The organism is Brevundimonas sp., from assembly GCF_031412435.1.
GTDB lineage: Bacteria > Pseudomonadota > Alphaproteobacteria > Caulobacterales > Caulobacteraceae > Brevundimonas.
Genome location: NZ_JANODA010000061.1, coordinates 1 through 7,082, shown reverse-complemented (window position 1 = coordinate 7,082; position 7,082 = coordinate 1). Strand labels below are relative to the sequence as shown.

Genomic DNA, 7,082 nt, shown 5'->3' with positions numbered 1-7,082 from the left:
CCCCGAAATGACGGACGACGATGCCAACCAAAAGGCCAGGTGAAGGACAGGATCAGGGCTTCGGCGCTGGCACCGTCACCGAGACGAAACCGAAGCTTCAGAAGCCCTCGCTGTATCGGGTGCTGATCCTGAACGACGACTACACCCCGATGGAATTCGTAATCTATGTGCTGGAGCGGTTCTTCCAGAAGAGCCGCGAGGACGCGACCCGCATCATGCTGCATGTGCATCAGCATGGCGTCGGGGTCTGTGGGGTGTTCACCTATGAAGTCGCCGAAACCAAGGTGGCCCAGGTGATCGAAACCGCCAGGCGTCACCAGCACCCGCTGCAATGCACGATGGAAAAAGACTGAGAGGATAAGCTCCCATGCCCTCATTTTCACGTCCTCTCGAAGAGACCCTGCACCGCGCGGTCTCCTACGCCAACGAACGCCGCCACGAGTATGCGACGCTCGAACACCTGCTTCTGGCCCTGGTCGATGACGCCGACGCCTCAGCGGTGATGAAGGCCTGCAACGTCGACCTGACCGCGCTGAAGACGGCGCTGACGCTCTATGTCGACACCGACCTGGCCGCGCTCGCGACCTCGGACGGCGAAGACGCCAAGCCGACCGCCGGCTTCCAGCGCGTGATCCAGCGCGCGGTGATCCACGTCCAGTCGTCGGGGCGCGAGGAGGTATCCGGCGCCAATGTGCTGGTGGCGATCTTCTCGGAGCGCGAGAGCCACGCCGCCTACTTCCTGCAGGAGCAGGACATGACCCGCTACGACGCGGTCAACTACATCGCCCACGGCATCGCCAAGAAGGCGGGCATGAGCGAGCAACGCCCGGCCAAGACCGGTGGCCAGTCGCCGGAGGAGGCCGAGGACGCCGCCGCCGTGAAGTCGGGTGGCGAGGCGCTGGAAGCCTACTGCGTCGACCTGAACGAGAAATCCAAGAATGGAAAGATCGACCCGCTGATCGGCCGTCACGCCGAGGTGGACCGGGCGATCCAGATCCTGTGCCGCCGGACCAAGAACAACCCGCTGCTGGTCGGCGAGCCGGGCGTCGGCAAGACGGCCATCGCGGAAGGTCTGGCCCTGAAGATCGTCAAGGGCGAGGTGCCTGACGTGCTGAAGGGCGCGACCATCTACTCGCTCGACATGGGCGCCCTTCTGGCCGGAACCCGCTATCGCGGCGACTTCGAGGAGCGGCTGAAGCAGGTCGTCAAGGAGCTGGAGAACCACGAGGACGCGATCCTGTTCATCGACGAGATCCACACGGTGATCGGCGCGGGCGCGACCTCAGGCGGGGCGATGGATGCGTCCAACCTGCTGAAGCCCGCCCTGGCGTCGGGCACGCTGCGCTGCATGGGGTCGACGACCTACAAGGAGTACCGCCAGCATTTCGAGAAGGACCGCGCCTTGGTGCGTCGCTTCCAGAAGATCGACGTCAACGAGCCGACTGTCGAGGACACGGTCAAGATCCTCAAAGGTCTGAAGACGGCTTACGAAGGTCACCACAAGCTGCGCTACACCGACGGAGCCATCCGTTCAGCGGTCGAACTCTCGGCCCGCTACATGACCGACCGCAAACTGCCGGACAAGGCGATCGATGTGATCGACGAGGCCGGGGCGTCGCAGATGCTGCTGCCCGAGAACAAGCGCAAGAAGGTCATCGGCCAGAAGGAAGTGGAGGCCGTGGTCGCCAAGATGGCGCGCATCCCGCCGAAGTCGGTCTCCAAGTCCGACACCGAGGGCCTGCGCGAGCTGGAGACCGACCTGAACCGGGCCGTCTTCGGTCAGGACGCGGCGATCGAACAGGTGGCCTCGGCCATGAAGCTGGCCCGCGCCGGCCTGCGCGATCCGCAGAAGCCGATCGGCTCCTTCCTGTTCGCCGGGCCGACGGGCGTCGGCAAGACCGAGGTCGCGAAGCAGTTGGCCTCAACCCTGGGCATCGAGATGCTGCGTTTCGACATGTCGGAATATATGGAGCGGCACACGGTCAGCCGTCTGATCGGCGCCCCTCCGGGCTATGTCGGGCATGACCAGGGCGGGCTTCTGACCGACGCCGTCGACCAGCACCCGCACGCCGTGGTCCTGCTGGACGAGATCGAGAAGGCCCACCCGGACGTCTACAACATCCTGCTGCAGGTGATGGACAACGGGATGCTGACGGATGCGGTCGGCAAGAAGGTCGATTTCAGGAACGTGGTCCTGATCATGACCACCAACGCCGGCGCCGCCGACAACGCACGGGCCTCCATCGGCTTCGGCCGGGGCAAGGTCTCGGGCGAGGACGAGAAGGCCATCCAGCGCCTGTTCGCGCCGGAGTTCAGGAACCGTCTGGATGCGGTGGTGTCGTTCAAGTCGCTGCAGCCCGAGGTGATCCGTCAGGTGGTGACCAAGTTTGTGCTGCAGCTGGAAGCCCAGCTGGCGGACCGGAACATCACGATCGAACTGACCGACGATGCGGCCGACTGGCTGGCCAAGAACGGCTTCGACGAACTGTACGGCGCGCGCCCCCTGGGCCGGGTCATTCAGGAGAACATCAAGAAGCCGCTGGCCGACGACATCCTGTTCGGACGCCTGACGCGCGGCGGCCACGTCAAGGTCGAGCTGAAGGACGGCAAGATCGTCTTCGACATCAAGGCCGCCAGTGGCGGTCTGGTGAAGGAGACGGTCGACGGGGTGGCGGTTTAGTCGAGCAAATCCTCCCCCGTCGGGGGAGGGGGACCACGAAGTGGTGGAGGGGGCCAGCTGCAGACCCGGTGTTTGGGGTTAGCCCCCTCCGTCGCTTCGCGAAGCCGCTCCGCGCCACCTCCCCCGATGGGGGAGGATTGAATTGCAAAAGGCCCGGGAGCGATCCCGGGCCTTTCGTTTGTCTGGCGCTGGAGGCCTAGTACCGGCGGCGGCCCGAGCCGGCCATCAGAAAGGCGATGCCGGCGAGGATGCCGGTGGTCAGCAGAGGCTTGCGACGGGCGAAGTCCAGGCCGCTCTTGACCGGGCCGCGCAGGTCTTCAGGGGCGCGGTCCGAGAGGGTGTCCAGCTTGTCGATGGCGCGGCCGTAGTAGTCGAGCGCCTTGCCCTTCACTTCGTCGAACTTGCCTTCGAGCTGCAGCTTGGTGTCGCCGGTCAGGTTGCCGAGGCCGCTCTTCAGCTTGCCGTTCACGCCGGTGACGGCGCCTTCGATACGTTCGTCGGTCATGTCGAAATCCTTGCAGAATGGTGGGCCGGGGAGGCGTGTCGGGATAGCGCGCACGAACCGCTCAGGTTCCTTGAAGATTGGTCCTTGCGAGCCCGTTAAGGCATGGCGATATCAAGCGTGACGATAATGGCGAAAGCGGGAACGACGAGATGCTGAGATTCATCCTTCAGGCGGTGGTGACGGCCCTGGGGCTGTGGCTGGCCGCATATCTGGTGCCGGGGGTGGAGTTCCTGTCGACCGGGTCGCTGATCGCGGCGGCGGTGCTTTTGGGGCTGGTCAACGCCATCGTGCGGCCGGTGCTGGTCTTCATCACCTTCCCGCTGACGGTGATCACCTTCGGCCTGTTCCTGCTGGTCGTGAACGCGGCGACGATCGGGATCGTGGCGAGTTTCCTGGGCGGGTTCGTCGTCGACGGCCTGTGGGCCGGCGTGGGCGCGGCGATCGTGACCGGGGTGGTCAGCTGGATCGCAGGGTCGATCGTGCCGGACGATCGCAGGGTCCGCGACAACTAGCCGGCCCTACGGAGTGGCGGGGCGACGGTCTCGCCGACCTGGACAAGGACAGCGTGCAGGGCCGGGATCTCGAGCGGCTTGCGCAGCACGCCGTCGGCGCCGGCGGCGAGGTAGCGGGCCACATCCTCCTCGAACACGTTCGCGGTCAGCATGTGAATGGGAACCCGGTCGCCGGTGGCGCGAATCGCCTGGAGCGCGGCCACGCCGTCCATGACGGGCATCATGGCGTCCATCAGGATCAGGTCGTAGCGGTGGGCGGCCGCCGCCTTGACGGCCTCGGCGCCGTTCTCGACCAGGGTCGTCTCGACGTCGAACCGGCCCAGGATCATGGCCAGAAGCTTGCGATTGGCCGGGTGGTCCTCCGCGGCCAGGACCGACAGGGCGCCGGTGGAGGCGTGGGCGGTCGGGTCGGCGGCCTGCGCGACGGGCGCCGCGCGTTCGGCAGTGATCCGGAACCAGAAGACGGCCCCGCCGCCCTCGGCTTCGCGGACGCCGAGCGCGCCGCCCATGGCTTCAACGCTGGAGCGGCAGATGGCGAGGCCGAGGCCGGCGCCGCCGACGGCGCGGCCGTCGTCGAGCTGTTCGAAGGGTTCGAAGATGCGTTCGCGCTGAGCCTCCGGCACGCCGGGGCCCTGATCCTCGATCTCGAAATCGAGGATGCTCGCGCCGTCGTTGGCGGGACGCGCGCGGGCGCGCAGGCGAACCGTCCCCCTCGGCGTCATCTTCAGGGCGTTGGACAGCAGGTTGATGACCACCTGTTCGATCCGGCCCTCGTCGGTCAGGACGCAGAAGTCGGCCGGATCGCCATCGCACTCAACCTGCAGGTCGAGGTTCAGCTCTTCGGCGCGGTGGCGCCAGACGCGGCCGATGCCCTCGATTCCGGCGCGAACGTCGACGGGGGCGAGGCGGACCTCGACCTGGCCGGATTCGATCCTGGACAGGTCGAGGGCGCCGTTCAGCAGACGCAGCAGCATGGCGCCGGCGTCACCCATGTCGGCGACCAGCTCGGTCTCCGCCTTCGCCCGCTTCTTGCGCTTCAGCACCTCGACCACGCCCATGATGATGTTCAGCGGCGTGCGGACGTCGTGGCTGATCATGGCCAGGAAGCGTGACTTGGCCTGATTGGCGCGCTCGGCCCGGGCGCGATCGGCCTCGGCCTCGACCAGGGCGGTCTCAAGGGCGGAGGTGCGCTCGGTCAGATCGACCTGAAGCTCGACGGCCTGGCGGTCCGTCTGCATCTGTCGCCAGGCGGCGCCGATGACGCCGGCCACGAACATGGCGACGCAGACCATCAGGGCGATATCGTCGCCTGAGCGCCGCCAGACGAGAAAGCCGAAGGCGATCGAGGCCGGCAAGACGGCGGCGGCGAAGCTGAGGCGGCTGATGTGAACCTGAAGCGCGCCGACCATCAGATTGCCGATGATGAGCAGTACGGCATGTCTCTGGTAGAGCGGCTGATAGGCCACCAGCATCAGGACGACAGCTCCGATGTGCAGGGACAGGGCCAGGGTGAGCCCCTCGGTCCATCGCTTCAGCGACTGGAAGGCGCCCGGAGCCTCGGGATGGCGCAGCGCCGTGTCGACCCGTGACCACAGGACGGCATAGAGGCTGAGTTGGAAGGCGGCGAAGTTGAGCGCCCAGGTCCAGTCAAGCAGCCACAAGGCGACCGCGGCGATGCCGACGATACAGGCAATACGCACCGGGAACATGTCGCCGTAACGGCTGGCGTAGGCCCGCACATATTCACTGTTCCGGACCATGCCTACTCACCGTGACGCTTCGACTGCGGTCAAGCTTGACGGGCGTGTTTTAAGGAGCGGTCAATGAGGGAAACTTTCATTTCCGAGATTGTGTCCGGGCGATATTGACGCCCATGTTTTGTCCGGGTAAATTCGTGTCGTCGCCTGAGGAGCACGCCATGACCGCTGCTGATGTGAAATCCTGCACCGCCTTCGCCGGCCATCGGCGGATCGCGTCGGGCTCGCCGCGCGAGATCGTCGGCGCGGTGAAGGCGGCGGTCGAGGCGGGCGAGAGCGTGTTGGTCTTCGACGACGCCGACGCCCGGCCGGTCGAGTTCGACCTGCGCGGCGACCTGGAGGCCGTGCTCGCCCGCCTGGCGCCGACGTTGGAGGAGCCGAAGCGGGGGCCGGGGCGGCCGAAGCTGGGGGTGACGGCGCGCGAGGTCACCCTGTTGCCGCGCCACTGGGACTGGCTGGCCTCCCAGCCCGGCGGGGCGTCGGTGGCGCTGAGGAAGCTGGTCGAAGGGGCGTTGCGCGAGGCCGAAGGGCCGGACCGGGTGCGGAAGGGGCGGGAGGCGGCCTATCGCTTCATGACCGCCGTGGCGGGGGACCTGCCGGGGTATGAGGAGGCGACGCGGATGCTGTTCGCGGGGGACTGGACCGCGTTCGATGCGGCGGTCGAGGCCTGGCCCGAGGGAGTGCGGGAGCACGTCCGGATGCTGGCCGGGCGGACGTGGCGGAACGGGGTGGAGGGTTAACTCCATTCACAGTGCACACCGGCCTTCGCCAGGGTGCACGGAGGAGAAGGTTATCGCATGTGCGCGAGAGCCTAACCCACCTTCACCCGCGTCGCCGCCTCGGGGAGGTCCTCCCCGAACGCCCGCTGGTAGAACTCCGCGATGGTCGGCCGTTCCAGCTCGTCGCACTTGTTGAGGAACGTCAGCCGGAAGCTCAGGCCGAGGTCGCCGCCGAAGATGGTCGCGTTCTGGGCCCAGGTGATCACGGTGCGCGGGCTCATGAGCGTGGAGATGTCCCCGTTCATGAAGGCGTTGCGGGTCATGTCGGCCACGCGGACCATGGCGGCGATGGCGCGCTTGCCGTCGGCGGTGTTCCACTCGGGCGCCTTGGCGACGACGATCTCCGCCTCCACGTCGTGGTCGAGGTAGTTCAGGGTGGTGACGATGTTCCAGCGGTCCATCTGGCCCTGATTGATCTGCTGGGTGCCGTGATACAGGCCCGAGGTGTCGCCCAGACCGATGGTGTTGGTCGTGGCGAACAGCCGGAACCATTTGTTCGGGCGGATGACGCGGTTCTGGTCCAGCAGGGTCAAGCGACCCTGGGCCTCGAGTACGCGCTGGATCACGAACATGACGTCCGGGCGGCCGGCGTCGTATTCGTCGAACACCAGCGCGACCGGGCGCTGGAGCGCCCAGGGCAGGATGCCTTCGCGGAATTCGGTGACCTGCTTGCCGTCCTTCAGGACGATGGCGTCCTTGCCGACCAGATCGATCCGCGACACGTGGCTGTCCAGGTTCACCCGGATCATCGGCCAGTTGAGGCGCGCGGCCACCTGCTCGATGTGGGTCGACTTGCCGGTGCCGTGATAGCCCTGGACCATCACCCGACGATCAAAGGCGAACCCGGCG

The 7,082-nt window shown here is 66.6% G+C and carries 7 protein-coding genes; 4 read left to right on the top strand and 3 right to left on the bottom strand.

Features of this window, described 5'->3' with window-relative positions; all coding sequences use genetic code 11:
* The first annotated feature begins 20 nt into the window (after nucleotides 1–20).
* Nucleotides 21–353, top strand: coding sequence for an ATP-dependent Clp protease adapter ClpS (gene clpS / locus RMO01_RS12020; protein WP_309629297.1), 333 nt, complete (start codon nucleotides 21–23; stop codon nucleotides 351–353).
* Between the two features lie 14 nt (nucleotides 354–367).
* Nucleotides 368–2,680, top strand: coding sequence for an ATP-dependent Clp protease ATP-binding subunit ClpA (gene clpA, locus RMO01_RS12015; protein WP_309629296.1), 2,313 nt, complete (start codon nucleotides 368–370; stop codon nucleotides 2,678–2,680).
* 196 nt (nucleotides 2,681–2,876) lie between these two features.
* Here clpA and RMO01_RS12010 read toward each other — a convergent pair whose 3' ends face one another.
* Complete coding sequence (locus tag RMO01_RS12010) at nucleotides 2,877–3,185, bottom strand: CsbD family protein (RefSeq protein WP_309629295.1); 309 nt, start codon at nucleotides 3,183–3,185, stop codon at nucleotides 2,877–2,879.
* Between the two features lie 149 nt (nucleotides 3,186–3,334).
* Between RMO01_RS12010 and RMO01_RS12005 the strand changes: the two genes are divergently transcribed.
* A complete protein-coding gene (locus RMO01_RS12005) occupies nucleotides 3,335–3,697 on the top strand; it encodes a phage holin family protein (protein ID WP_309629294.1) in 363 nt (120 codons plus the stop codon).
* Here RMO01_RS12005 and RMO01_RS12000 read toward each other — a convergent pair.
* A complete protein-coding gene (locus RMO01_RS12000) occupies nucleotides 3,694–5,457 on the bottom strand; it encodes a hybrid sensor histidine kinase/response regulator (protein ID WP_309629293.1) in 1,764 nt (587 codons plus the stop codon). The two genes, RMO01_RS12005 and RMO01_RS12000, sit on opposite strands and share 4 nt — an antisense overlap.
* Before the next feature lie 158 nt (nucleotides 5,458–5,615).
* Here RMO01_RS12000 and RMO01_RS11995 point away from each other — a divergent pair, with 158 nt between their 5' ends.
* Nucleotides 5,616–6,194, top strand: a complete 579-nt coding sequence (locus RMO01_RS11995) for a DUF2239 family protein (protein ID WP_309629292.1) — start codon at nucleotides 5,616–5,618, stop codon at nucleotides 6,192–6,194.
* 71 nt (nucleotides 6,195–6,265) lie between these two features.
* Here the strand turns inward: RMO01_RS11995 and cobS are convergent.
* A partial coding sequence (gene cobS / locus RMO01_RS11990) for a cobaltochelatase subunit CobS (protein WP_309629291.1) occupies nucleotides 6,266–7,082 on the bottom strand: 817 nt, incomplete at its 5' end.